The sequence below is a fragment of the Kineosporia sp. R_H_3 genome, assembly GCF_002198675.1.
Classification (GTDB): Bacteria; Actinomycetota; Actinomycetes; order Actinomycetales; family Kineosporiaceae; genus R-H-3.
Genome location: NZ_MWLL01000175.1, coordinates 16206 through 40768, shown reverse-complemented (window position 1 = coordinate 40768; position 24563 = coordinate 16206). Strand labels below are relative to the sequence as shown.

Genomic DNA, 24563 nt, shown 5'->3' with positions numbered 1-24563 from the left:
CCGTCATGACCACCGCCACCCCCCGCCTCACCGTCGGGCTGCCCGTCTACAACGGCGAGCACTACCTCGCCCAGTCGCTCGAGGCGCTGCTGGGCCAGACCTTCGGCGACTTCGAGCTCGTCGTCTCGGACAACGCCTCCACCGACGGCACCGCCGGGATCTGCCACGACTTCGCCGGCCAGGACCGCCGGATCCGCTACGTGCGGCAGCCGCGGAACATCGGTGCGGCCCCGAACCACAACCTCGTCGTCGGGCTGGCCCGTGGCGAGCTCTTCAAGTGGGCCTCCGGTGACGACCTCTACGCCCGCGACCTGCTGAAGGTGTGCGTCGACGCCCTCGACGCCCGCCCGGAGATCGTCATGGCGCACTCGTGGACCGCCGCGGTCGACGGCGAGGGCCGGGTCACCCAGGCCCTCGACTACCCGCTGCGGACCGACTCGCCGGACCCCGCCGTCCGGCTGCGGAGCATGCTCTACGGCAACGCCGGGCAGGACGGCGACCCCGTCGCCGACCACGGCGTGATCCGTGCCGACGACTGCTACGGCGTCGTCCGCACCGCCGTCATGCGCCGGGTGGCCCCGCACGACAGCTACTACTACGCGGACAAGGTGTGGGTGGTGGACCTCGGCCTGCAGGGGCCGTTCCACCAGCACCCGGACTGGCTCTACTTCCGCCGCGACCACCCCGAACGGGCCGAGCACGCCAACCCCACGGTCCGCTCGCGCTGCGCGAACCTCGACCCGCGGCGCGCGGACCCGCTCCGGCACCCGGTGGCCCGGCTCTACGGCGAGTACGTCCTCGGGTACGTCCGGGCGATCGGCCGCGCCCCGTTGTCGGCGCGGGACCGCCGCCGCTGCCGGGCGGTGCTCGCGGGCTGGCTCGCGAGCCGCGTGCCCCGGGTCGTCGACGGCACCCGGCGGCGCGCGGCCGCGCAGCCCGCCCCGTCGCAGCAGGACCTCCCGCGGATCCCGGTCGACGCGCTCGTCGCCGGCCGGGGACCGGACGCGCCGTGACCGACCGCGGGCGCGGCGGCGGCGTCCGGGTCGGCGTCTACGGCCTCATCGGGACCGGCAACCTGGGGAACGACGCCTCGTTCGACGTCGTCCTCGCGCACCTGCGGGCCCGGCACCCCGACGCCGTCGTCGACGTCATGACGCCTGCGCCGGAACAGGTCCGCGCCCGCTACGGGCTCGACGCGACGGTGTCGTCGTGGGTCCCGTCGCGCCGGCTGCCGAGACCGTTCGACCTGCTCGCGCTCGGTGCCGGCAAGGTCGCCGACGCGTGGCGCACCGCGCGCTGGGTGCGCCGGCACGACGTCGTCCTCGTGCCCGGGATGGGTGTGCTCGAGGCGAGCCTTCCGATGCGCCCCTGGGAGGCGCCCTACGCCTTCGCGCTGCTGGGGCTGTGCTGCGGCCTGCTGCGCACGCCGCTGGCGCTCGTCGGGGTCGGCGCTGACGACGTGGCCCGGCCGCTCACCCGTCGGTTGCTGGACGTCCTCGCCCGCCGCGCCGGCTACCGCTCCTACCGCGACGAGGGCTCCCGGGACGCGATGCGGCGCCGCGGGATCGACGTGTCGCACGACCCGGTGCACCCCGACCTGGTCCTCGGCCGGCCGGTGCCCGACGCCGGGGCCGGTGACCCGCGGCTGGTCTGCGTGGGGGTCATGGCGTACCACGGCGGCAACGACGACGACCGCGCGGCGGCCGACCGGGTGCTCGACGCGTACGCCGCGAAGGTGGTCCGGTTCGTCCTCCACCTCGTCGACCACGGGTACGACGTCCGGCTCGTCGTGGGCGACGCCTGCGACGTCCCAGTGGCCGAGCGCGTCGACGAGTCGGTCCGGGAGGCCCGGCCGGGTCTGCCGGCGGCCCGGCTCCGGTCGGTGCCGGTCACGGACTACGACGCCCTGACCGCTGTCGTGGCCGGGACCGGCACGGTCGTCGCGACCCGTTTCCACAACGTCGTCTGCGGGCTCGCGCTCGCCCGGCCGACGATCGCCGTCTGGTACGCCCGCAAGAGCGCCGACCTCATGGCCGACCTCATGCGGCCGGGGTTCGACCAGCCGGTCGCGACGTTCGACGTGGACCTGCTCGTCGAGCAGTTCGACCGGCTGCAGGCCGACCGCGAGGCCGTCGTCGCGACCCTGCGCGATCGCCGGGCCGTCGCCGCCCGCGGGGTCGCCGTCCAGCTCGAGGAGCTCTCGGCGTTCGTCGCACCGCCGGGGGACGCGCCGCCCCCGGGGCCGGCGGTCACCGGCCGCGGGCCGGCACCCCGAGGACGAAGTCGAGCAGCCGCGGGGCCACCGCCGCGGCCGTGAAGTCGCGGGCGAACCGGTGCCGGGCGGCCTGCGCCGCGCGCTCCCGGGCCGGCTCGTCGTCGAGCAGGCCGAGCAGGACGCCGGCCGCGGCCGCGGCGTCGTCGAGCGGCCACAGCCGGCCCTCGACCCCGTCGTCGAAGAGCTCCGTCAGCGGACCGGTGTCCCCGGCCACGACGGGCAGCCCGGCCGCCATCGCCTCCATGATGGCCAGGGACGACGACTCGGAGTACGAGGCGTGGACGTACAGCCGGTACCCCGGCAGCCGGTCCCGCACGTCGCGCCGGAACCCGTGCCAGCGCACCAGGTCCGCCACGCCGAGCTGCCTCGCCCGGCGCTCGAGGTCCGCCCGTTCCGGTCCCTCGCCGTAGACGTCGAGGGTCACCCGCCGGCCTCGGGCGCCCGCGGCCGCGAGCACCTCGAGCAGGTAGCGGTGGTTCTTCACCGTCTCCAGGTTGCCCACGGTCACGAGGTCGGCGAGCGGCCCCGGCGGGGTGGCCGGCTCGTACGGGGTCACGAAGTTGTCCACGACGGCGGACGGCACCGCGGCCGCCTCGGGCAGCCAGTCGAGGACCGCCTCCCGGGCCCAGCGCGAGACGTAGACGAGCCCGTCGACCCGGGGCAGCACGGCCCGTTCAAGGTCCCGGATGCCGCGGAAGACCCGACCGTCGCGCGGGACCAGCCCCTTGTCGGCCCACTCGTCGGCCTGCGAGACGCGGAAGTGGACCGCGAGGACGACGCGCTGGTGCGGACCGAGTCGCTCCCGCAGGGCCGCCCGGGCCGACAGCGGGCACTGCGCGTACACGACGCAGTCGCCGTGCGAGCGCAGGTACCGGCGCAGCGCCCGGCGCAGGAACGCCTCGTGGCCCGCGCGGTACCAGGCGACGCCGGCGGCGGGGGAGACCCGGTCCAGGGCGAAGCGCGCACCGAAGACGGGCACCCGCAGCGGCCCGCCCCAGGAGAACGGGGTGAGCAGCGTCGCCCCGGCCCCGGCAGCCGTCCCTGTAGCCGTCCCGGCGAGGTGCGCGAGGAGCTGGGTGAAGTGGGTGTGGACGCCGGTGATGCCCTCGGGGCGCAGGGTGGTGGCGACGACGAGCGGCACCCGGGGCAGGGCGCCGTCCGCGCCGTCCGCCGGGCGGTAGCGTCCCCGCTCGTCCGCCGGCGACGTCCCGGTGAGGTCCACGTCGACCACCGTCCTCACTGCGCCCGTGCGCGGGCGCGACCGTTCAGGGTGCTGCCGGGGCGGACGCCCCGGCAGCCGTCTCGTCGAGGGCGTGCTCCCGCGCCGCCGCGCGCAGCTCGCGCCACCAGAGCGCCGCACCGATCCAGGCCGCAGCGGCGGCACCAGCCATCGTGCCCGTGAGCCCGAACGCGACCGCCCCCCCGACGGTGAGGGCGACGTAGACCGTCATGCCGACGAGCATCGCGCGCAGGCTCCGGCGGGCCGCACCGAGCGCCCGCAGGCCGGCACCCGCGCCGGACTGCAGGCTGCCGCCGACCGAGGCCAGCACCGCGAGCGGCAGCACGGGGTACGTGCCGGCCCAGATGTCGCCGAGCACCGCCTCGCCGAGCCCCCGCGGGAGCGCGAGGAGCAGGACGGCGCCCCAGGCGAGCGTCGCCGACGCGAGCAGCAGGCCGAACAGCAGGCACGCCAGCGGCACCCGGCGCGGCGCCCGGCGGATCACGCGGGCGATCTCCGGGACCACGACGAGGTTGAGGCCCACCATGACGAGCGTCACCGGACCCATCAGGGTGGCGGCCGCCTGGACGTACCCGACCGCCGACAGCCCGAGGACGACGCCGACCGCCGAGCTGCGCAGCTGGGTCGCGCCCGCGGACGCCGTCCCCTCCGCGAGGTAGCGCAGCCCCAGGTCGCGCTGGGTCCGTAGCCAGCCCCGGACGGCCCCCGGCGCGGGCAGCACACCAGCCTGGACCACGCCGACCACCGCCGCGAGGGCGGCGGCCGCGCCCCACGCCAGGACGAACCAGGCGGCGCTGCGGGCCCCGGTGGCGAGCAGCACGGCGACGCCGGGGACGAGCGCCGCGGCCCACACGAGGTCGTTGACGAGGGCCCGGCCGCCCGTCGAGCCGGAGAAGAAGACGTAACGCCAGCTGTCCTGGAGCAGCAGGCCGGGCAGCACGACGGCCAGCGCGAGGAAGGACCCGCCGGCCGGCCCCGGGAGCAGCACGCCGACCACGCCCACGACGGCGGCGAGGACGAGCCCGATCGTCAGGGCGGTCGCGGTGCTGCCGGCGACGGCCGCCCGGCGGACGTCCCCCTCCGCGTGGTTGAACCGCACCATGAGCGGGTCGGTGGCCAGTCCGCGCGAGGCGTTGAGCGCGAAGGCGTACGTGACGTAGGCGAGGCTGAAGGCACCGAACTCGACGGGGGTCAGGGTCCGGGCGACGGCGAGCGTCACCGCGAAGTTCGTCAGGCTCGAGACGGCCTGGTCCGCCAGCCCCCAGCCGAGCCGGCCGGCGCTGCCGCGCACCGTCGCGACGAGCCCCCCGCGGGAGGTTCGTCCCGGCGTCGGTGCCGCAGGCCCGGACATATAGTGAATTCTCCCAGCGGAGCCCCTGGATCCGCTTCGGAACGCGGGGGATATCAGTGACGAGTGCGCCACGTCGACGCCTGCCCGACCGGTCCGGTGCCCTGCTGGCCGCGGCGCTCGTCGTGGCGCTCGCGGCGGGCGTCGTCGTCTGGCGTACCGCCCTCGGGGACGACGCACCGGCCGCGGCACCGGCCGTGACACCGTCGACGACGGCCGCCGGGGGCGGTCCCACGACGGCGTCGCCGAGCGCTTCCGGCCCGACCGGCCCCGGCATCCCCGCGCGGCCGGGGAGCGCGCGCCCGACGGAGCCACCCGCGCGGGTCTGCGGGAACGCCGGTGTGCTCGACGGCCCGGCGACGCCGCCGCCCGGCGCGCTGACCGTCCCGGCGGGGGACAACGGCGCGCTCGTCGCCGACGGCACGTTCTCCCGGCCGGGGGTCACGTTCTGGTTCGCGCCCGGTGCCCACACCCTCGGCGACGACGCCTTCGCGCAGATCATCCCCGGGGACGGCGCCACGTTCGTCGGTGCCCCGGGAGCCGTGCTCGACGGCCGGCGGAAGAACCTCTACGCGTTCACCCAGACCGCCCGTGACGTCACGATCGAGCACCTGACGATCCGCGGCTTCGGGACCGGCCGGTCGAACAACGACGAGGGCGTCGTCAACCACGACCGCGGGGCGGGCTGGACCGTCCGCAGCTCCACGCTCACCGACAACGACGGTGCCGCCCTCATGCTGGGCAGCGGCAGCCGGACGTCGTGGAACTGCCTGTCGGAGAACGGCCAGTACGGGTTCAGTGCGTTCGCCGCGCAGGGCGACACCGCCGTCCGCGACGTGGTCCTGGACCACAACGAGATCTGGGGCAACAACACCGACGACTGGGAGCGGCTGCGCGACGGCTGCGGCTGCACCGGCGGCGGCAAGCTGTGGGCCACCGAGACCGCGGTGCTCACCGCGAACTACGTCCACGACAACCGGGGCGCCGGGTTGTGGGCCGACACGAACAACAGGGACGTGCGGATCGAGGGCAACTGGATCGAGGGCAACGACAACGAGGCCGTCTTCTACGAGGTGAGCTTCAACTTCCGGATCGCCGACAACGTCATGCTGCGCAACGCGATCGTCAAGGGCCGGCAGTTCCAGAAGGCCGGGGACGCCTTCCCCGTCGGCGCGGTCTACGTGTCGGAGGCGGGCGGGGACGCCCGCGCCGGCGACCGGTTCGCGCGCTCCGAGATCGTCGGGAACTACCTGCGCGACAACTGGGACGGCGTCGTCCTCTGGGAGAACGCCGACAGGTTCTGCCGGCCGGCGGACGAGGACGGCGACGTCACCGCGACCTGCCCGTGGTTCCGGCGTGTGTTCGGTGAGCGCTTCAGGACGCAGAACGTCGCCGTCCGCGACAACGACTTCGTCTTCTCCCGCAAGGCGGTCGGCTGCACCACCTCGCTGTGCGGGCGCAACGCGGTCTTCTCGAACTACGGGACCTGGCCGGAGAACTCGCCGTACAAGGGGGACGTCGTCCAGTCGGCCGTCACGTTCGCGCAGCGCAACGTCTGGCGCGCCAACCGGTACACCGGCCCCTGGCACTTCACGGCGTTCGACGCGTCCCGCGACCTCACGGCGGACCAGTGGCGCGCGGCGCCCTATCGCCAGGACGCCGGCAGCACCTTCGGCTGACCCTCGACGGCCCCGTCCGACGCCCCGGTCGCGACGACGGTCGCCAGGCAGGCCACCCCGAGGAGCAGCGAGGCGAGCACGTCCGTCGCCCAGTGCACCCCCTGCACCAGCAGGGAGATCCCCATGCCGGCCCCCAGGAGCAGGACGACGCCCCAGGCCCAGGCCGGGGGACGCGGCCGGACCGCGAGCAGCGCGAGGCCGAGGAACGCCACCGCGGTGAAGGTGTGCCCGGACGGGAAGCTCCCGCTCGGCACACCAGGCGCGGAGAAGGCGTCCGGACGGGCCACGAGCGCCTTGGAGACGGCGACGACCGCGACCCCGGACACCGCGGCCACGGCCGTCGTGAGCGCGGGACGCAGGCTCCGCCGGCGGACGACCGCCCAGAGCGTCACGGCGACGAGGAGCCCCAGCACGACGACCGGCTGGAGGGCGTTCTGCAGCACGTCCCAGCGCTGCTGCGCCGGGCCCCAGTCGTCCCCCGGCCTGGCGACGTCCCGGACGGCCACGTCGAACCCGTTGCGCGGGGCCACCGTCGCGAGCACCGCCAGGGCGAGGTACCCGGCCCACGCCGGCACGGCGACCAGCGCGCTGCGACGCCGCCGTGCGGGCTCGGGGATCACGCTCAAGGCTAACCGGCGCCGGTGCCGGGCGGGGTCGCGCTAGCGTCGGGACCGACGGGTGCGCAGGTGCCCGACGGGAGGACGACATGGGGGCGACGGGCGACCCGGGCGGGTACGGCCGGCTCTGGGCGCCTGACTACGACCGGCTCTTCGAGAACCGCGAGGACGTGGCGGTCGTGGTCGCCATGCTGTCCGGGCTGCTCCCGGGCCGGCGGCTGCTCGAGCTCGGGGTGGGGACCGGCCGCCTCGCCGTGCCGCTCGCCGCGGGTGGGTTCACGGTCACGGGGGTCGACGCCTCCCCGGAGATGCTCGACCGGCTGCGCGACCGCCCCGGCGCCGACGCCGTCGAGGTCGTCCTCGCGGACTTCACCGACCTCGCGCTCGGCCGGCGCTTCGACGTCGTCCTCGTCGCCTTCAGCACCCTCTTCCTGCTCCCGGACCAGGCCGCCCAGCTGGCCTGCCTGCGCGGTGCCCGCCGGCACCTCGCCGACGACGGCCTGCTCGTCGTGGAGGCCTTCGTCCCGGACCCCGCCCGGTGGTCGGGCGGCCGCCAGGTGACCGTCGGAGCCCTCGACGAGACCTCGGCGGTGCTCAGGCTCGGCACCCACGACCCGGTGGCCCAGGTGATCCGGACCCAGGACGTCGTCCTCGACGCGGGCGGTGTCGCGTTGCGCCCCAACCGGTTGCGCTACGTCTGGCCGTCGGAGCTCGACGCCCTCGCGATCGCCGCCGGTCTTCGGCGGGTCGCCCGGACGGCCGACTGGGCGGGCCGGCCGTTCGACGCCGCGAGCACGTCGCACGTGTCGGTCTACGCGGTCGCGGACGACGCACCGGACGCCTGACATCCCGGGTCGCGCCGCTCAGCCGCGCGCGCGGATCGCGGGCCGCACCGGCCGGCCGCGCAGGTACCGGGCCACGCCCTCGTCCAGCGCGCGCCGGTACACGAGCCCCGCCTCGTGCACGGCGTCCGCGGTGGCGGCGACGTCGTCCTCGGTGAGCGCGGCGCTCACGACGAACGAGGGCGCGATGACGCCCCGGTCCAGGAGCTCGGCGAGGAAGAGCGTCCGGAAGGCCTGCGACCGCTCGCCGTCCGCGTCGAGCGTGGCGTGCACGAGGTTCGGGGGCAGCCCGAGCAGCCTGACGTGCTCGCCGACCCCGGCCGCCTGCAGCGCGTCGGTGACCCGGGCCCGCAGGAGCTCGCCCGTGGCGTGCAGCCGGCGGATGACGTCCTCGCCGCGGTACACGTCGACGACTGCGAGGAAGGCGGCCAGGCCGTGGGTCTCGGCGCCGTGCGTCGTGGAGAGGAGGAAGACGCGGTCGGCGTCGTCGACGGCGCCGCCGAGTCGCATGTGCTCGCGCCGGCCGGCGAGGGCCGAGACCGCGAAGCCGTTGCCCATCGCCTTGCCGAACGCCGAGAGGTCCGGCCGGTAGGGGTAGACCTCCTGCGCACCGCCCAGCGCCAGCCGGAAGCCGTTGATCATCTCGTCGACGACGAGCAGCGTGCCGTGCTCGTCGCACAGCGCCCGCAGGCCCTGCGCCCAGCCGGCGGGCGGCTCGGTCTGCGTGACCCCTTCGAGGAAGAGCGCCGCGACCTGGCCGCGGTGCGTCTCGAGCAGGCGGCGGACGTCGTCGAGGTCGCCGTAGCGGAACGTCAGCGTCTGCGCCCGGACCGACTCCGGGATCCCCGCGTGCATCGGGGTCGTCCCGATGAACCAGTCGTCGACGGAGAAGAACGGGTGGTCGCGGCAGACCGCCACGAGGTCCCGGCCGGTCGCGGCACGCGCGAGCCGCAACGCACCCGTCGTCGCGTCGGAACCGTTCTTCGCGAACTTGACCATGTCCGCGCCGGGCAGCAGGGACAGCAGCGTCTCGGCCGCCTGCGCCTCGAGCGCGCTCGGTCGGCAGAAGTTCGTGCCGCGGGCCATCGCCGCCGCGGCCGCCTCGGTGACCCGCGGGTGCGCGTGGCCGAGCGCGACGGCACGCAGCCCGCTGCCGTACTCCACGTACCGGTTGCCGTCCACGTCCCAGACGTGCGCCCCGAGGCCGCGGTCGACGACCGGGGCCATGTCCTGGGGGTACTGGTCCGCCCCCTTGGCGTACGTGTGCGCCCCGCCCGGCACCAGCTCGTCGAGCTGCTTGCCGAGCCGCACCGACTCGCTGAAGACCCGTCGTCCCACTGCTGTGCCAGCGTCCACCGGACCGCCCCTTCCGCGCCCCCGCCCGTGCACCTCAGTCCATCACGCGCGCACCGCCGGCGGTCGGGGCGTCGACGAGAATTCACCGTGCGGCAGGCGGTCCGGGGGCTTCGGGAGGAGTGCTCCGGGCCGGAGGTCCCGCTCGCCGGGTCAGCGGAACCGGAAGCGCGTCGCGTCCCCCGGGAAGCTGAACCAGGCCAGGGCCCGGTGCGGCGTGAGCACCCGCAGTCCACCGCCGTCCTCACCGGCCCAGGAGTCCGGCCCGGGGGAGTAGCCCTGGTCCTTGTACTTGACGAACGCGGCGGAGAGCCGTGCGCCGAGGTCGTCCGCGTCGGCCCGGGCGGGGTGCGACTCGCCCTCGACGATGACGGTCTGCGTGCCGCTCTCGAGGTGCAGCGCGCAGGCCGGGTTCGTCGTGAGGTTCACCGCGTGCCGGGTCGTCGGCGCGCCGTCGTACCAGAAGCGACCGTCGAGCCAGACGCCCCAGCGCGGGACGACGTGGGGCCGGCCGTCGGGCCGGGTCGTGGCGAGCCAGTAGGCCGTCGCGGCGACGAGCCGGGCCTCGACGTCCGACCAGGGCAGCAGGCCGTCGGTCGTGTCCGGGATCCCGTAGCCCTCCGGGAAGACCGGACGGTCGATGCGTGGGGCAGGAGTGATGTCCGTCATGTCCGGGAAGCGTAGGCGCGACCACCGACAGGTGCGTCCCGGGCGACCGCTCTCAGGCCCGCACGCGGGAGCTCGCACCCGGCGCTGCACGACGAGCGCGCTCTCCGGCGCGACGACGTCGTGCCCGGCCGTCCTCTGGTGCGGGACGCACAGGAAGGAGCAGGGGGGCCCGTCCTCTGGTGCGGAGAGCACCCCAAGAGTGCGTGGTGGCGTCGAGAACGCACCACAGGACGACGTGACGTGGGTTCGACACCGGAGGACGCACCCCGGTGGGGTGCGTACCCCGCCAGAGGACGCCGTCACGCAAGCGCCACGACCCGCAGGACCGACGACGACGCCGCACCCGACCGGGTGCGATCGCCGGAGATCGTCAGCCGACCAGCCTCATCGCCAGCGCGAGGCGCAGCATTCCCGCGTGCAGCGGGTCGGGGTCCGCGAGCCGGGTGACGGCCTCGGCCGGGTCGAGAGCGAGGACCTCGACGACCTGCTCGGCGTCCGGGGGACACGTCGGCGGGCCGACGACCCGCGCGGCCGCCACGGCGTAGCCCCAGTGGGCGACCGGGTGCGGCTGGTGGGGCCGGTACGGCCGCGGCAGGCTGCTCGTCGCCTCGTACCCGGCGAAGCGCCGCAGCGGCGAGACCAGCTCCGCGCCGGCCTCCTCGGCGAGCTCCTGGCGCGCCAGGGCGTCGAGCGACTCGCCCGCCTCCTTCGTGCCGCCGGGCAGGAACATCCGGCCGTCCGCGGTGCGACAGACGAGCACCCCGCCCGCGGCGGTCAGCGCGACGAGGTGGAGCCGGGAGACGAGGCTCTCGCGGACGGCCGAGGTCGTCGCCCGGACCCGTGCCGCCGCGTACCCGATCTCACGGGGGTGCGAAGACGTCCGGCAGCCGTGCGGCCCAGACCGCGTCGGCGACCGGCTCACGGACCATCGGTGGCGGCCCCCGTGCCGTCGGCGTCGTCCGCGTCCTCGACGTCCGCGCGCGGGATGCCGAGCAGGTACAGCACGGCGTCGAGGTAGGGCACGTTGACGGCGGTGTCGGCCTGGGCCCGCACGACGGGCTTGGCGTTGAAGGCGACGCCGAGACCGGCGGCGGCGAGCATGTCGAGGTCGTTGGCTCCGTCCCCGATCGCGACGGTCCGCTCGAGCGGCAGGCCCTCGGCCTCGGCGAAGGCGCGCAGCGCCGCGGCCTTGCCGGCGCGGTCGACGACCTCGCCGACGACGCGGCCGGTGAGGACGCCGTCGACGACCTCGAGACGGTTCGCCCGGGCGTGCTGGATGCCGAGCTCCTCGGCGAGCGGGCCGACGACCTCGATGAAGCCGCCGGAGACCACGGCGAGGGTGAAGCCGAGGCGGCGCAGCGTGCGGCACAGCGTCCGGGCGCCGGGCGTCAGCCGGACGGCGGCCCGCACCTCGGCGAGCACCGACTCCGGGAGCCCGGCCAGGCAGGCGACCCGTTCGTGCAGGCTCGCGGCGAAGTCGAGCTCGCCGCGCATCGCCCGCTCGGTGACGGCCGCGACCTCGGCCCCGCGGCCGGCGTGCCCGGCGAGCAGCTCGATGACCTCGTCCTGGATGAGCGTCGAGTCGACGTCCATGACGACGAGGCGGCGGCCGCGGCGGGCCAGGCCGGCGGGGGAGACGGCGATGTCGACGCGGTGCGAGACCGCCTCGGCGGCGAGCTCGCGCCGCAGCACGAGGACGTCGTCGCCCGAGACGTCGAACTCGACCGTCGTCACCGGCCAGCGGGACAGCCGCCGGATCCGGTCGATGTTCGCGCCGCGCGCGGCGAGCCGGCCGGCGATCGAGGCGACGGCGCTCGGCAGCAGCGGGGCCCCGAGAACGGTCACGTGCAGCCGGCCCGCCTTGCGGGGGGCGTTGTCGCCGTGCCCGCTGATGCACGTGACGGTCATCCCGAGCCGCGCGCCGGCGGCGTGCGCGGCGGCCATGAGGGCGCCTTCGTCGGGGCCCGCGGTGAGCAGCACCGCGAGGGTGAGGTTGCCCCGGACGACGACCTGCTCGACGTCCAGCACCTCCACCCCGGGCACCGCGACGGCTTCGAAGACCTCCCACGTCACGCCGGGCCGGTCGGGTCCGGTGACCGTCACGAGGACGGTGCGGGCGTCGTGCGCGGGCTGCGGCGGGACGGCGGGGACGGGCAGGTCGGTCGGTGCGGCGGTCACCCCGGAAGGCTATCGGCGACCTGCCGACGGGCGGTTCAGGCCCCGACCGCCGCCTGCTGCCGGTTCACGTCGTCGCGCCACGCGACCCAGTCCCGGGTGAGTCCGAGGTCGTACTTCGGCCCGGTGAGCCCGAGGGTGACCAGGCGCGTGCCGACGCGCAGCAGCGCCTCACCGATCTCGTCGGGGGCCTTGTCCGCGGCGGACGCCGAGCGCTCGATCTCGTCGGGGTCGCGGCCCTCGGTGACGCACCACTCGTCGAGGACGGTGTGCTTGCGGGCCAGGGTGTCCGGGTCGCCGAAGCCGTGCCAGATGTCGGCGTGCCGGGCGGTGTAGCGCAGCGTCTTCTTCTCGCCGCCGCCGCCGACGAGCACCGGGATCCTGCGCGTCGGGGCCGGGTTGAGGGCCGCCCACCGGCGCTCGATCCGCGGCAGCGCCTGCTCGAGGTCGCCCAGCCGCGACCCGGGGGTGCCGAACGCGTACCCGTACTCGGCGTAGTCGCGCTCGAACCAGCCGGCGCCGATGCCGAGCAGCAGCCGGCCGCCGCTGATGTGGTCGACGGTCCGGGCCATGTCGGCGAGCAGCTCTGGGTTGCGGTAGCCGACCGAGGTGACGAGCGCGCCGATCTCGACCCGGGACGTCGCCTCCGCCCAGGCGCCGAGCATCGTCCAGCACTCGAAGTGCTTGCCGTCCGCCTCGCCGTACAGCGGGAAGAAGTGGTCCCAGTTGAAGACGACGTCGACCCCGGCCTCCTCGGCCTCGGCGACGGCGCGGCGGATCTCGGCGTAGTCGGCGTGCTGCGGCTGCAGCTGCACGCCGATCCGGACCGGACGTGCCATCAGACGGGGACCTTCTGACCCTTGCCGACGACCGTGATCCCGGACTCGGTGACGGTGAAGCCGCGCTCGAGGTCCTCGTCGGGGTCCATCCCGATCCGGGCGCCCTCGGGGACGACGACGCCCTTGTCGAGGATCGCCCGCCGGACGACGGCGTGCCGGCCGATCTCCACGTCGTCCATGAGGACGCTGTCGCTCACGGTCGCCCAGGAGTGCACCCCGACGTTCGGCGAGAGCACCGAGTTCTCCACGAGGGCACCGGAGACGACGCAGCCGGGGGAGACGATCGAGTTCACGGCGTGCCCGATCCGGCCGTGCCAGCCGTGCACGAACTTCGCCGGCGGCCAGGCCCCGAGGTGGGTGTAGATCGGCCACTCGTAGTTGTAGAGGTTGAAGACCGGGTGCACGGAGATGAGGTCCATCTGGGCCTCGAAGTAGGCGTCGAGCGTCCCGACGTCGCGCCAGTAGTCCCGGTCGCGCTCGTCGGAGCCCGGCACGTCGTTCTCGATGAAGTCGTAGACCGCGGCCTCGCCGCGCGACACGAAGTCGGGGACGATGTCGCCGCCCATGTCGTGCTTGGACGTCTCCAGGTCGGCGTCCCGGGTCACGGCCTCGACGAGGGCGTCCGCGTCGAAGACGTAGTTGCCCATCGAGGCGAGCACCTGGTCGGGCGCGTCCGCGAGGCCTTCGGGGTTCTTCGGCTTCTCGAGGAACGCCTCGATCCGGCGCGGGTCCTCGGGGTGGGACTTGATGACGCCGAACTGGTCGGCGAGGCTGATCGGCTGCCGGATCGCCGCGACGGTGCACGGTGCGCCGCTCTCGATGTGCGCCTGGACCATCTGGCCGAAGTCCATCCGGTACACGTGGTCGGCACCGACGACGACGACGATGTCGGGCTTCTCGTCGCGCAGCAGGTTGAGGCTCTGGTAGATCGCGTCGGCGCTGCCGAGGTACCAGCGCTTGCCCACGCGCTGCTGGGCCGGGACCGGGGCGATGTAGTTGCCCATGAGGGTCGACATCCGCCAGCCCTGGGAGATGTGCCGGTCCAGGCTGTGCGACTTGTACTGCGTGAGGACGACGATGCGCAGGTACCTGGCGTTGACCAGGTTGCTCAGGGCGAAGTCGACCAGCCGGTAGACACCCCCGAAGGGCACGGCGGGTTTGGCCCGGTCGGCCGTGAGCGGCATGAGCCGCTTGCCCTCGCCGCCGGCGAGGACGATCGCCAGGACCCTGACCGCCTTCTTGGTACCCCGACTCCCAGTCGCCATGGCGCTGACCCTATGGCGTCCGCGGGCTGTCGCACTACGGTGACATGCGTGCGCATCGACCTGCTGACCCGTGAGTACCCGCCGAACGTCTACGGCGGCGCCGGCGTCCATGTGGAGAACCTCGCCGCCGTGCTCCGGGGCCGCGTCGACGTCCGGGTCCGGGCCTTCGGCGAGACGGTCGTCGAGGAGGGTGTCACGGGCTACCCGGACCTGCCGGGGCTGGCCGCCGCCAACCCGGCGCTGCGCACCTTCGGCGTCGACCTCGCGATCGCCGCGGACTGCGGCGGGGCGGACGTCGTCCACTCCCACACCTGGTACGCCAACCTCGCCGGCCACCTCGCGGGCCTGCTCCACGGCGTCCCGCACGTGCTCTCCGCGCACAGCCTGGAGCCGCTGCGGCCGTGGAAGGCCGAGCAGCTCGGCGGCGGCTACGCCTTGTCGTCCTGGGCCGAGCGGACGGCGTACCTCGGGGCCGCGGCGGTCATCGCCGTGAGCGCGGGCATGCGCGAGGACATCCTGCGCAGCTACCCGGAGGTCGACCCGGACAAGGTCGTCGTCGTCCACAACGGCATCGAGCTCGACGGCTGGGTGCGGGACGAGAACCCGGACGCCGTCCGCGCGCTCGGCATCGACCCGGACCGGCCGAGCATCGTCTTCGTCGGCCGGATCACCCGCCAGAAGGGGCTGCCCTACCTGCTGCGCGCGGCCCGGCTGCTGCCCCCGGAGGTCCAGCTCGTGCTCTGCGCGGGCGCGCCGGACACCCCGGAGATCATGGCCGAGGTCAGCGGGCTGGTCGCCGAGCTGTCGAAGGAGCGCACCGGCGTCGTCTGGATCGAGCGCATGCTGCCCCGGGCCGAGCTCTGCCAGGTGCTCTCCGCGGCGACGACGTTCGTCTGCCCGTCGGTCTACGAGCCGCTGGGCATCGTCAACCTCGAGGCGATGGCCTGCGAGGCGGCCGTCGTCGGCACCGCCACCGGCGGCATCCCGGAGGTCGTCGACGACGGGGTCACCGGCCGCCTCGTGCCGATCGAGCAGGTCCAGGACGGGACGGGCACCCCGACCGACCCGGAGAAGTTCGTCGCCGACCTGGCCGCCACGCTCACCGAGGTGACGGGCGACCCGGCCCGGGCGCGGGAGATGGGCCGGGCGGGGCGGCTGCGCGCCGAGCAGCACTTCTCCTGGGACGCCATCGCCGACCGGACCGTGGAGGTCTACCGCTCGGTGCTGGGCTGAGACTCGGTCCGGCTCTGCGGGAGCACACCGCCCGGGCGCCGTCCGGCCGAGATCTCGGCGGCCGCGCGCGTCACGGCGGCGCGCAGCCCTTCGGACAGCCGGGGGCCGTCACCGCGGTCGAGGAACCCGTCGACCTCGAGCTCGGCGCACAGCACCTCGCTCACGAACTGCGCCGGGGCACCGGCGTGCAACCGGTAGGTGCGGTCCGCGGCGTCCTCGAGGGCCAGCAGGAGCAGGCGGTCGAGCACACCGCGTGCATCGTCGTCGATCGTCGGCACACTGCAAGGGTTCCCCGGGTCGCATGCAGTCATGCATCGATCATGCGGAATCATCCGGACGGAGGAGGCGGGCGGCCCGCACCTGCGCTGGACAGGTCGCGCGCCCTGCCGCAGGGTTGAGGCTGCTCGGTACGGCGGGAGGTCCGACAGGCGATGGCAGAACGGGGCGGCGTCGTCGTCGTGCGTCCGCACGAGGAGCTTCGCGACGACATGGTGCCCAGGCTCCGCCTGGAGCTCCTGCGGGCGGCGGCCGACGAACCGCCGATGGTCGTCTGCGACCTGCGCGGCGGGGTCCGGGACGCAGCCGCCCTCGCGGTGCTCCCCGAGATCGCGCAGACCCTGCGCCGCTGGCCCGACTGCCCGTTCGTCGTGCTCGTCGACGACCCGGTCCGGGCCCGGATCCAGGCCGACGGCGGCTCCGGGCTCACCGTGGTGACGGACCTCGCGCAGGCTCCGGCGCCACGGCGGCTGCCCGCCACCGACCGGGCGTCGATCCGGCTGCAGCCGACCCTGCACGCCCCCGGGGTCGCGCGTCGCTGGCTCACCGCGGTCCTGCAGGGCTGGGGCCGGCTCGACGAGGTCGCCGTCGCGGCGCTCGTCCTCGACGAGCTCGTGACGAACGCCGTCGTGCACGCCGGCACCGAGGTCGACATCGGGGTGACCCGGCGGCCCGACCGGCTCGAGGTCACCGTCGGCGACCGCAGCCGTGACCCGCTCGTCCGCCGGACGCCCGCCGAGGGCGACGAACGCGGGCACGGGCTCGTCCTCGTGGACGCCCTGTGCAGCCGCTGGGGCGTCCTCCCGCGGCACCCGGAGGGCAAGCTCGTCTGGGCGGTCCTCGACCGCTGAGCGGTCGCGTGCGGCCGCTGGGGGCGTCAGGTGCGGGGCTCGAGGACGGCGTTGACGGCGGCGACGATCGCGTGCCGCGCGACGCCGTCCAGCCCGCGCAGCGCCTGGGCCCGCCGCGTCGCCTCGTAGCCCGTGACCGCCGCCCCGTCGTCGGCGACGGCGAGGTCGACGATCGCCCGCAGCCGGGCCGCGGTCCCGAGGACCCGGACCGCGCGCGCGGGTGCGGACGGCGGCAGCGCGTCGGGCACGAGCGTGCCGTCCCGGACGGCGGCGATCGCCTCGGCGGCGTCGTCGCGCCAGCGGGCGACGTCGAGCCGCGCGAGCTCCTCGGTCGCCTCCCGGAGTGCCTCCTTGAGCGCCCGCTCGGCCTCGCCGAGGCTGCCGGCGGCGTCGACCCGGCGCGGCCCGGCGGGCAGCACGCGCCACGTGACGAGCGCCCCGGGCTCCCACGCCGAGCCGAACTCCTCGACGACGGGCAGCAGGGCCAGGCTCGGCGGGGCCGCCCCCGGCCCCGGGTCGGGCGCCGCCGTGAGGACCGCCTCCCCGGCGTCGAGGGCGAGGGTGTTGAGCGCGGGCGGTCCCGGCAGGCCGAGGACGTCGCCCGGCGCCGGCAGCACCGCGCGCAGCCCGGGGACGCCGTGCGCCGCCAGCCCGTCGAGCAGGTCGGCCAGCGCGAGCGGTGCCCCCGCGAAGGCGGCGGCGGGCGGCACGGCGTGCGCGTCGGGGTCCTCGACCCCGTGCGGTTCGTCACTGCGGACGACCGCGCGGACCGCCCGGTCGCGGTCCGTCAGGCCCGCGAGCACGGCGCTGCCCCAGGCGGCGAGCCGGGCGGAACGGGGGACGTCGAGCACGAGAGCCAGGGTAGGTGCCGGGGGCCCGCGCCGCGTGCCCTAGGGTTTCGCCCCATGCGGGAGGTCCTGGACCTGATCGGCGTCAGCGTGGTGCGCGACGGCGCGACACTTCTCGACGACGTCACGTGGACGGTGCGCGAGGGCGAGCGGTGGGTGGTGCTCGGCCCCAACGGGGCGGGCAAGACGACCCTCATGCAGATCGCCGGTGCGCGGATGCACCCCACGAAGGGCTCGGCGTCGATCCTCGGCGAGCAGCTCGGCAAGGTCGACGTCTTCGAGCTGCGGCCCCGGATCGGGCTGTCGAGCGCCGCGTTCGCCGAGAGCCTGCCCGCGAACGAGAAGGTCGGGGACGTCGTCCTCACCGCGGCGTACGCGATCGCGGGGCGCTGGCGCGAGCAGTACGACACCCAGGACCACCGCCGCTCGGAGGACCTGCTCGCCGCCTTCGGCGTCGCGCACCTCTCGGAGCGGACCTTCGGCACCCTGAGCGAGGGCGAGCGCAAGCGCGTCCAGCTCGCCCGCTCGCTCATGACCGACCCGGAGATCGTCCTGCTCGACGAGCCGGCCGCCGGTCTCGACCTCGGCGGCCGGGAGACCCTGGTCCGCGACCTCTCCGAGCTCGCGGGCGACAAGCGCTCGCCCGTGCTCGTCCTCGTGACGCACCACGTCGAGGAGATCCCCCCGGGCTTCACCCACGCCCTGCTCCTGCGCCAGGCCCGGGTGGTGGCCGCCGGCCCGGTCGAGGAGACCATCACGGCGGATACGCTGACGGCGACGTTCGACATCCCGCTCGATGTGGAGCGGGTCGGGAACCGGTACGCCGCACGCCTTCGTCTGGACGGGTGACGGTCGCCTCCGGGGCGGCCGCAGGATCGGGGTGGACGACATGTGGCTGGTCTGGCTGGCCATCGCGCTGCTCGCGGCCCTCGCTGAGGTCGCGTCCCTCAACTTCGTGCTGCTGATGTTCGCCGGCGGCGCCCTCGCGGCCGCCTTCGCGGACGCGCTCGGCGCCCCGCTGCCCGTCGAGGTGGTCGTCTTCGGCGTCGTCTCGGTGGGCCTGCTGTTCGTCGGCCGGCCGCCGCTCGTCGCCTGGAGCGACCGCACCGCCCACCACCCGACAGGGGTGGCCGCCCTCGTCGGGCAGACCGCGGAGGTCCTCACGGAGGTCGACCCCCGCGGCGGCCAGGTCAAGCTCGCCGGGGAGGTCTGGTCCGCCCGGGCCGAGGGCCCCGGCAGCGTGCTGCCGCTGGGGACCCGCGTCACCGTGCTGCGGATCGACGGCGCGACCGCGGTCGTCGCCGCCGAGCCGCCGCAGCTCGGGACGACGGCTCAGGAGCCGGACGCACCCGCGACGTAGAGCGCCGCGACCTCGTCGGCGGCCAGCGCCCGCGACCACGAGGCGACCTCGTCGAGCCCGCCGGCGACCGCCGGGTCACCGGGTGCCGGGGTGTGGGTGAAGTTCGCCCCGAAGACCGAGTAGAAGTACCCGAGGTCGACCTGGCCGGCGCGCAGGTAGGCGTCGGTGAGCGCGCCGGTGCTCGTCGCGGCCGCCGTCCCGACGGCGGTCCCGTCGACGTAGAGCGTCAGCGTCGTGCCGTCGAACGTGGCCGTGGCCTGGTGCCAGAGCCCGTCGGCGACGGTCCGCGTCGACCGCACCAGGGTGAACACCGGGCGGCCCGGGCGGGGCACCTGGCCGTTCGCGAGATCGGAGCGGACGGCGGTCACGACCTTGCCGTCGTTGTCGAGCCAGAGCACCCGGTCCGTCGTCCCGGTGCCGTCGGCGGCCGCGCTCCAGCCGGCCAGCGCGCCGCCCCGGCGGGACGTCGTGCGGAACCACAGGGACGTCGTCCACGCGGTCCCGAGGGTCTGCGCGGCGTCCGCCGCCGCCCCGCCGCTGCCGGCGAGGGTGACGGCCGCGTCCCCGGTCGTCACGCCGTCCGGCGCGGTCGTCGCGCCGGTGAGGGTCGCCGTCCGGGCGTTGCCGCTCGCGTCGGACTGGGTGCCGGCGGCGGCCCCGTCCGTCGTGTCGCCGAGGCGCCACCAGACGTCCGGGGTCGTCGCCAGGGCCGTCGTGGCCAGCGGCGCCGGGGCGTCCGTGCGCACGGACACGGCGGCCGACCACGCCGACCAGGCCGACGCCGTCCCGCCGGTCGCCCGCACCCGGTACCGGACGCTCGCCCCGGGCGTCGCCGTCGCGTCCGTGAAGCGCAGCTGCGGGATCGTGAAGGCCCACGACTCGACGGAGGCCGTCCCGACGAGGGTGCCGTCCTCGCGGCGCACCTCGTACCCGAGGACGCCGGTGTCGCGGTCCCACGTGCCCGGCACGGTGACGACGACCCGGCCGGCGCCGGTGGAGTGCGCGACGGGCGCCGGCGGGGTGGCGGGCGCCGCGTCCGTGCCCTTGGGCACGAAGCGGGTCAGGCCCTGCTGCGCCGAGCCGTTGACCGTCGTGAAGTCGCCGCCGACGAACAGGCGGGTGCCGTCGGTGGTCATGACCTGCGGCCCGACGACCGTCGTGCCGGCGGCGTTCGTGTTCGGCTGCCAGTGCCCGAACTCGCCCGTCGCCGGGTCGATCGCGTTGAGCCGGTACCAGACGAAGTCGTCGCGGAAGCGCGGGCCGACGAAGCCGCCGACCATCCGCCCGCAGTCGTGGGTGTGGCTCGCGAAGTAGACCTGGCCCTTGAGCAGCACGACGGACTGCCCGGCGCCGGCGCACTCGTCCTGCCAGACCACCGACCCGTCGGCGATGTTCGCCCGGTACACGCCCTCGAAGCAGCCGGGGGCGTCCGCGAGCGAGGTGACGTACGCGGTGTCGGCGGCCTCGTCGACCGCGATCCCGCGGACGGAGTAGACGCAGGCCCCCACCGACTGGGCGGCCCACGGCTGCGGCGTGCCCGTCGTGGAGTCGACCGAGGCCATCGCCGGGTTCGGCAGCCCGTTGACGGTGGTGAAGGTGCCCCCGACGAGCAGGCGCCGCAGCGACGTGTCGACGGCGAGCACGTTCGGGCGGGCGTCGAGGTCGGCGGTGAAGGCGGTGAGGACGGCGCCGGTCGTGGCGTTCAGCGCGGCGAGACGGGCCTTGGCCCGGCCGCCGACCGTCGTGAAGTCGCCGCCCGCGTAGAGCGTCGTCCCGGTGCGCAGCAGCGTGGTGACCCGCGAGTTCGGGGCGGCGTTGAACCCCGTGCGCAGCGCGCCGTTCGACGTCGCGACCGCTGCCAGCCGCGGCCGGGAGACGCCGTTGACGGTCGTGAAGTCGCCGCCGATGTAGAGCGTCGCGTTGTCGGCCGACAGGGCGAGGGCCCGGACCCGGCCGTTGAGGGTCACCCGGAACGACGTGACGACGCCCGTGGTGGTCGAGAAGGCGGCGAGGTAGGTGCGCGGGGTCGACGTCGTCGCCCGCGGGGCCCGGACGGCGGTGAACGTGCCGCCCGCGTAGAGGACGCCGCCGCCGGTGGCCAGGGCGTGCACCTCGTTGTTCGTCTGGTGCTGCGCCGCCGCGACGCCGCTCAGCGTCTGGTCCCCGGCGACCGCCGCGGACGCGCCGGGCCCGGTGGCGAGCCCTGCGCCGAGGACGGCGAGGACGGCGGACGTGACGACGGCCAGACCACGGACGACCCGCTGCGACCCCATGAAGTGCTCCTTCGACTCACGCTGCGAAGGCCCCCCGGCCACGGAACGGCGGGCGCGTCCCGCACGTCGGTACGGGCGACCCAGGACTCACTGTCACGGACGATGCACCACTCGGCGTAGCGCCGAACGGGTTGCCGTTACGATGAGTCACCTGATCGGCGGACTACGTCCCCATGAGTTGGAGCCCCTAGATGGAGCCGTCCCAGGCAGTCTTCTACTTCGTCCTTCTCGTCCTCGCGCTCCTCGTCGTCACGACGGTCGCCCGCGCCGTGCGGATCGTGCCGCAGGCGACCGCGGTGATCGTCGAGCGGTTCGGGCGCTACAACAAGACCCTCGACGCGGGCCTGCGTTTCCTCATCCCCTTCGTCGACCGGGTGCGCGCGATCGTCGACCTGCGCGAGCAGGTCGTCTCGTTCCCGCCGCAGCCGGTCATCACGAGCGACAACCTCGTGGTGAGCATCGACACGGTCATCTACTTCCAGCCGACGGACCCGAAGTCCGCCGTCTACGAGATCGCCAACTACATCCAGGGCATCGAGCAGCTCACGGTCACGACGCTGCGCAACGTCATCGGCTCGCTCGACCTCGAGCAGACGCTCACGAGCCGGGACCAGATCAACGGCCAGCTCCGCGGCGTCCTCGACGAGGCGACCGGTCGCTGGGGGATCCGGGTCAACCGGGTCGAGCTCAAGGCGATCGACCCGCCGGCGAGCGTGCAGGACTCGATGGAGAAGCAGATGCGCGCCGAGCGGGACCGCCGTGCGGCGATCCTCAACGCCGAGGGCGTCAAGCAGTCCCAGATCCTCACGGCCGAGGGCGACAAGCAGTCCTCGATCCTGCGGGCCGAGGGCCAGGCCCAGGCGGCCATCCTCAAGGCGCAGGGCGAGGCGCGGGCGATCCAGCAGGTCTTCGACGCGATCCACCGCGGCAACCCGGACTCCAAGCTGCTCGCGTACCAGTACCTGCAGATGCTGCCCCAGGTCGCCAACAGCCCGTCGAACAAGCTCTGGATCATCCCGACCGAGCTGACCCAGGCGCTGCGCGGCATCGGCAGCGCGCTCGGCGGCTCGACGGACGGCACCGGCACCTGGGTGCCGGGGGAGCCGTCCGGCAGCGGCCTGGCCGCCGACCTCGCGCACACCCGGCTGGAGGAGCCCGAGGAGGCGCTGCGCCGGGCCCGTGCCGATGCGGACGCGGCGTCGGCCGACGCCGAGGGCGCGGCCCGGGTCACCGGCCAGGAGCCGCCCGCGGCGCCGCCCACGGCGCCGCCGGTCGGCTGAGCCCGGCAGCGACACCCCGTCAGGCGGTCGCGGACGCCCTGTCCGCGATCGCCTGACGTGCTCCCAGGACCAGGTCGACGTACCACTGCGCGTGGTTGTACGCGAAGAGCGCGTCCCGCACCCCGTCGTCGGAGCCGCCCTCGGCGCCGCTCGCGCACAGGTAGCGGGCCGCGGTCCAGACGGCGTCCGCCGGGTCCCATGCGTCGACGTCCCCGTCGCGGTCCCCGTCGACGGCGTAGGACGCGAACGTCGCCGGCATGAACTGCATCGGGCCGATGGCGCCCGCCGACGACGGGCCGTTGTTGCGGCCGTGGCCGCTCTCGACCTGCCCGACGGCGGCGAGCAGCGTCCAGTCCATCCCCGGGCAGGACGGCGCGGCCGCCCGGTACAGCCGCTCGAACTCCACCGGGATGCCGAGGGCGCCGGTGGCGCCGGACGCCGCGAGCCGGCGCAGCCGGGCGGCCTCCTGCGCCGCGGCGAGCCGGGCGGCGGCCTCCTTCGCCGCCTCCGCGCCGCGGGCCTCTGCGTCGAGCCGGTCGAGCACCGTCCGGGCCCGCCCGAGCGCCTCCTCCGCGGCCGACGCGTCGTCCTGCACCGCGCGCAGCGCGACCGCGAGCCGGTCGTCGGCCTCGGCGGCGGCCCGGGCCGCAGCGGCCGAGCGTGCGGCCCGGGCGCCCGCGGTCGACAGGTCCAGGGCCGAGCGTCGCGCGAGGTCGCCCTCGATCCGGTCCAGCGTCGAGATCCGCCACATCGCCTCGTCGAGGTCGGGGGCCCCGAGGACCGTCACCGCGAGCGCGGCACCGCCGTCGGTGTAGAGCGCGCGGATCCGGGCCGCGTGCGCGACCTGGGTGCTGCGCAGGTGCACGGCGTCGGCGTCCCGGGTGCGGTCCACCCCGGCCGAGATCGTGAAGGCGGCGGCGAGCCGGTCCGCGGCGTCGGCGGCCGCGCGTGAGCGCTCCTCGTAGCGGGCGGTGAGCGTGTCGACCTGGCGGGCCGCGGCCCGCGCACGGGCCCGCGCGGCACGTGCCCGCGCGTCGAGCCGGGCGACCTTCGTCGTCGAGGTCGCCGTGCCGGGGACCTCGTCGGACGCGCCGGTCGCCGCCGGCACCCGCGCGGCGGCCGGGGCAGCGCCGCCGGGCGCCGCGGGCAGCAGCACCCCGAGCGACACGGCGAGCAGCACCGCGACGAGGGCCGGGCGGACGCCGGCCCGCAGGGTCACGCCCCGGACCCCTCGCCCCGCCGTCCGCCCGCCCACGTGGTGACCATCGACAGCCCGGCCACGCGGCTCGATCCGCCGTCGGGGGGACCTGCGCCGCGTCGTGCGGGCGCCGGATAGCCTCGCAGCCGTGACCTGGCCCGAGGCGCTCGCCGTCCTCCTCGCGGGTGTCGGGGCCGGGACGATCAACGCCGTCGTCGGCTCGGGCACCCTCATCACCTTCCCGACGCTGCTCGCGCTCGGGTACGCGCCGGTGACCGCGAACGTCTCGAACAACATCGGCCTCGTCTTCGGCAGCGCGACCGCGGCGTGGGGCTACCGCCGCGAGCTCGAGGGGCAGCGGCGCAACGTCGTCCGGCTGGCCCCGCTGTCGTTCCTCGGCGCCGTCGTCGGCGCGGTGCTGCTGCTGCGGCTGCCGGCGTCCGCCTTCGAGGCGATCGTGCCCGTGCTCATCGTCGTGGCGCTCGTGCTCGTCGTCCTCCAGCCGCGCATCTCGGCCTGGACGGCGGCCCGCCGCGAGCGCGCGGGCACGGTCCACACGGGCCCGGGCGCCGCGGCCGGGGCGGGCACGCTCGCGGCCGGCGTCTACGGCGGGTACTTCGGTGCCGCGCAGGGGGTCCTGCTCGTCGGGATGCTCGGATCCCTTCTCCCCGAGTCCCTCCAGCGGGTCAACGCGCTGAAGAACCTGCTGTCGTTCGTCGTCAACCTGGTCGCCGCCGTGACCTTCCTCGTCGTGCGCCCGGGCGCCGCGGACTGGCCCGTCGTCGGCCTCGTCGCCGTCGGCTCGGTCATCGGCGGGCTGCTCGGCGCGAAGGTCGGGCGGCGGCTGCCCCCGACGGCGCTGCGGGCGGTCATCGTCGTCGTCGGCCTCGTCGCCATCGTGCGGCTGCTGTCGTCGTGAGCAGGGCCGAGCGGGAGGCCGCG

The 24563-nt window shown here is 75.4% G+C and carries 23 protein-coding genes; 10 read left to right on the top strand and 13 right to left on the bottom strand.

Annotation, left to right across the window (positions count from 1 at the left end; all coding sequences use genetic code 11):
• Positions 1-5: 5 nt before the first annotated feature.
• Together ECOMGDLI_RS19035 and ECOMGDLI_RS19030 are read left to right on the top strand one after the other, a co-directional pair.
• The gene (locus tag ECOMGDLI_RS19035) at positions 6-1013 is read left to right on the top strand and encodes a glycosyltransferase family A protein (RefSeq protein WP_088318434.1); all 1008 of its coding nucleotides are present in this window, start codon (positions 6-8) and stop codon (positions 1011-1013) included.
• Entirely contained in the window at positions 1010-2317 is a 1308-nt protein-coding gene (locus ECOMGDLI_RS19030) for a polysaccharide pyruvyl transferase family protein (RefSeq protein WP_088318433.1), read from the top strand. The genes ECOMGDLI_RS19035 and ECOMGDLI_RS19030 overlap by 4 nt, the downstream gene beginning before the upstream one ends.
• Here the strand turns inward: ECOMGDLI_RS19030 and ECOMGDLI_RS19025 are convergent.
• A complete protein-coding gene (locus ECOMGDLI_RS19025) occupies positions 2250-3497 on the bottom strand; it encodes a glycosyltransferase (protein ID WP_143447784.1) in 1248 nt (415 codons plus the stop codon). The genes ECOMGDLI_RS19030 and ECOMGDLI_RS19025 overlap by 68 nt on opposite strands.
• Positions 3498-3540: 43 nt before the next feature.
• Positions 3541-4866: a hypothetical protein gene (locus tag ECOMGDLI_RS19020; protein ID WP_198954998.1), complete on the bottom strand. Its 1326-nt coding sequence runs from the start codon at positions 4864-4866 to the stop codon at positions 3541-3543.
• 56 nt (positions 4867-4922) lie between these two features.
• Here ECOMGDLI_RS19020 and ECOMGDLI_RS19015 point away from each other — a divergent pair, with 56 nt between their 5' ends.
• Positions 4923-6542: a right-handed parallel beta-helix repeat-containing protein gene (locus tag ECOMGDLI_RS19015; protein WP_198954997.1), complete on the top strand. Its 1620-nt coding sequence runs from the start codon at positions 4923-4925 to the stop codon at positions 6540-6542.
• Here ECOMGDLI_RS19015 and ECOMGDLI_RS19010 read toward each other — a convergent pair.
• Entirely contained in the window at positions 6509-7162 is a 654-nt protein-coding gene (locus ECOMGDLI_RS19010) for a phosphatase PAP2 family protein (protein ID WP_158221065.1), read from the bottom strand. The two genes, ECOMGDLI_RS19015 and ECOMGDLI_RS19010, sit on opposite strands and share 34 nt — an antisense overlap.
• An 86-nt stretch (positions 7163-7248) precedes the next feature.
• Between ECOMGDLI_RS19010 and ECOMGDLI_RS19005 the strand changes: the two genes are divergently transcribed.
• Positions 7249-8004 carry a bifunctional 2-polyprenyl-6-hydroxyphenol methylase/3-demethylubiquinol 3-O-methyltransferase UbiG gene (locus tag ECOMGDLI_RS19005; protein WP_088318427.1) on the top strand — a complete coding sequence of 252 codons (756 nt, stop codon included), beginning with the start codon at positions 7249-7251 and terminating at the stop codon, positions 8002-8004.
• Positions 8005-8022: 18 nt separating this feature from the next.
• Here ECOMGDLI_RS19005 and ECOMGDLI_RS19000 read toward each other — a convergent pair whose 3' ends face one another.
• The 6 genes from ECOMGDLI_RS19000 to glgC form a co-directional block, all read right to left on the bottom strand.
• Entirely contained in the window at positions 8023-9339 is a 1317-nt protein-coding gene (locus ECOMGDLI_RS19000) for a glutamate-1-semialdehyde 2,1-aminomutase (protein ID WP_233153534.1), read from the bottom strand.
• 168 nt (positions 9340-9507) lie between these two features.
• A complete protein-coding gene (locus ECOMGDLI_RS18995) occupies positions 9508-10023 on the bottom strand; it encodes a pyridoxamine 5'-phosphate oxidase family protein (RefSeq protein ID WP_088318426.1) in 516 nt (171 codons plus the stop codon).
• 370 nt (positions 10024-10393) lie between these two features.
• The gene (locus tag ECOMGDLI_RS18990; RefSeq protein ID WP_088318424.1) at positions 10394-10945 is read right to left on the bottom strand and encodes an NUDIX hydrolase; all 552 of its coding nucleotides are present in this window, start codon (positions 10943-10945) and stop codon (positions 10394-10396) included.
• On the bottom strand, positions 10942-12180 hold the full coding sequence (serB, locus tag ECOMGDLI_RS18985) for a phosphoserine phosphatase SerB (protein WP_088318455.1): 1239 nt from the start codon (positions 12178-12180) through the stop codon (positions 10942-10944). Before serB ends, ECOMGDLI_RS18990 begins: the two co-directional genes overlap by 4 nt.
• Before the next feature lie 56 nt (positions 12181-12236).
• Positions 12237-13037, bottom strand: a complete 801-nt coding sequence (locus ECOMGDLI_RS18980) for an LLM class F420-dependent oxidoreductase (protein WP_088318422.1) — start codon at positions 13035-13037, stop codon at positions 12237-12239.
• Positions 13037-14302, bottom strand: a complete 1266-nt coding sequence (glgC, locus tag ECOMGDLI_RS18975) for a glucose-1-phosphate adenylyltransferase (RefSeq protein ID WP_088318420.1) — start codon at positions 14300-14302, stop codon at positions 13037-13039. Before glgC ends, ECOMGDLI_RS18980 begins: the two co-directional genes overlap by 1 nt.
• A 48-nt stretch (positions 14303-14350) precedes the next feature.
• Between glgC and glgA the strand changes: the two genes are divergently transcribed.
• Positions 14351-15535, top strand: a complete 1185-nt coding sequence (gene glgA / locus ECOMGDLI_RS18970) for a glycogen synthase (RefSeq protein ID WP_088318418.1) — start codon at positions 14351-14353, stop codon at positions 15533-15535.
• On the opposite strand, the gene ECOMGDLI_RS18965 is transcribed toward glgA, so the two are convergent.
• Positions 15514-15813, bottom strand: coding sequence for a hypothetical protein (locus tag ECOMGDLI_RS18965; RefSeq protein ID WP_088318416.1), 300 nt, complete (start codon positions 15811-15813; stop codon positions 15514-15516). The genes glgA and ECOMGDLI_RS18965 overlap by 22 nt on opposite strands.
• 153 nt (positions 15814-15966) lie before the next feature.
• On the opposite strand from ECOMGDLI_RS18965, the gene ECOMGDLI_RS18960 reads away from it, so the two are divergent.
• On the top strand, positions 15967-16662 hold the full coding sequence (locus ECOMGDLI_RS18960) for an ATP-binding protein (RefSeq protein WP_088318415.1): 696 nt from the start codon (positions 15967-15969) through the stop codon (positions 16660-16662).
• Between the two features lie 26 nt (positions 16663-16688).
• Here ECOMGDLI_RS18960 and ECOMGDLI_RS18955 read toward each other — a convergent pair whose 3' ends face one another.
• Entirely contained in the window at positions 16689-17513 is an 825-nt protein-coding gene (locus ECOMGDLI_RS18955) for a hypothetical protein (protein ID WP_088318413.1), read from the bottom strand.
• Between the two features lie 54 nt (positions 17514-17567).
• On the opposite strand from ECOMGDLI_RS18955, the gene ECOMGDLI_RS18950 reads away from it, so the two are divergent.
• The gene (locus ECOMGDLI_RS18950; protein ID WP_088318411.1) at positions 17568-18359 is read left to right on the top strand and encodes an ABC transporter ATP-binding protein; all 792 of its coding nucleotides are present in this window, start codon (positions 17568-17570) and stop codon (positions 18357-18359) included.
• A 40-nt stretch (positions 18360-18399) separates the two neighbouring features.
• On the top strand, positions 18400-18870 hold the full coding sequence (locus ECOMGDLI_RS18945; RefSeq protein ID WP_088318454.1) for an NfeD family protein: 471 nt from the start codon (positions 18400-18402) through the stop codon (positions 18868-18870).
• Here ECOMGDLI_RS18945 and ECOMGDLI_RS18940 read toward each other — a convergent pair.
• A complete protein-coding gene (locus ECOMGDLI_RS18940) occupies positions 18843-21143 on the bottom strand; it encodes a LamG domain-containing protein (protein WP_088318409.1) in 2301 nt (766 codons plus the stop codon). The two genes, ECOMGDLI_RS18945 and ECOMGDLI_RS18940, sit on opposite strands and share 28 nt — an antisense overlap.
• A gap of 191 nt (positions 21144-21334) precedes the next feature.
• On the opposite strand from ECOMGDLI_RS18940, the gene ECOMGDLI_RS18935 reads away from it, so the two are divergent.
• Positions 21335-22423 carry an SPFH domain-containing protein gene (locus ECOMGDLI_RS18935; protein WP_088318408.1) on the top strand — a complete coding sequence of 363 codons (1089 nt, stop codon included), beginning with the start codon at positions 21335-21337 and terminating at the stop codon, positions 22421-22423.
• Between the two features lie 19 nt (positions 22424-22442).
• Here ECOMGDLI_RS18935 and ECOMGDLI_RS35395 read toward each other — a convergent pair whose 3' ends face one another.
• A complete protein-coding gene (locus tag ECOMGDLI_RS35395; protein ID WP_198954995.1) occupies positions 22443-23642 on the bottom strand; it encodes a lytic transglycosylase domain-containing protein in 1200 nt (399 codons plus the stop codon).
• Positions 23643-23769: 127 nt separating this feature from the next.
• Here ECOMGDLI_RS35395 and ECOMGDLI_RS18925 point away from each other — a divergent pair, with 127 nt between their 5' ends.
• Positions 23770-24540, top strand: coding sequence for a sulfite exporter TauE/SafE family protein (locus tag ECOMGDLI_RS18925; protein ID WP_088318406.1), 771 nt, complete (start codon positions 23770-23772; stop codon positions 24538-24540).
• The last annotated feature ends 23 nt before the right edge of the window (positions 24541-24563 follow it).